The 798-nt window shown below is 63.8% G+C and carries 1 protein-coding gene; it reads right to left on the bottom strand.

The window, feature by feature from the left end:
* On the bottom strand, nt 1-798 hold a 798-nt coding region (locus tag NKI64_RS32100; RefSeq protein ID WP_352672090.1), incomplete at both ends, for a transposase.

The raw sequence follows: 798 nt of genomic DNA, 5'->3' as shown, positions 1-798 counted from the left end.
GGAGGAGAGCGCAGCCCGATCAGGCTCTTCAGGCGCTTGAAGGCGAGCTCGATGCGCCAGCGCATGCGGTAGAGCTTGAGGACCGTATCGGCGGGAAACTCCTCCCGGTCAAGCGAGGTCACAAGCAGGACGAAGCCGGCCGCAATCAGCGTCTGCGGTTGAACCTTGTTGCCCTTGGCCCTGGCTTCCTTGTTGATTTTGCGCCGCGCTTCTTGTGCCGCGGCCTCGGATTTGCGCAAGGCGATCAGGCGCATCTTCACAGGCTCGCCCTTCTTGAGTGCCAGCCGGGCAGGCGTTTCGCAGACTTCCTCCCGGCAGCTCTCCAGGTAGCCGATGAGATCGAACGCCCTGCCGTTGGCGTCGAGCCATCGCGCGTTTTTCCACGACGCGCGCACAACAACATCGCCGCCTTGCGCCATCACCTTGGCGATCCGCTCGGCCTGCAGATAGGCGCGGTCACCGATGCGGATCTCGCCCGCCACCACCGGCACGCGGTCGATCAGCTCGGCCTCGCTCTGGTCGGTGATCTCGATGAAGTCGAACTGCTCGCGCTCAAGCTCGAAGGCGCAGTGCATGCGCCAAAGACCATTGTTCTTCTTCTCATACGCACCGGCCTTGGCAACCGCTGTCGCATCGAGGATGCGAACCAGCCGGCCTTTGGCCAAACCTGCATCCTCGCGCTTCAAAAGGTGCCCAATCAACTGCTGCAGCCATGGTCCTGCATTGCGCAGCCGGCCAAGCAACGCCACGTCCGAAATGTCGGCAATCCCGCTCGCCGCCGCCCAGGCCACGACGCCC

Origin of the sequence: Mesorhizobium sp. M0478, from assembly GCF_040321305.1 — a bacterium.
In the GTDB taxonomy this organism is placed as follows: domain Bacteria; phylum Pseudomonadota; class Alphaproteobacteria; order Rhizobiales; family Rhizobiaceae; genus Mesorhizobium.
The sequence above is the reverse complement of the archived record's forward strand: the minus strand, read 5'-3'. Positions and strand labels throughout refer to the sequence as shown.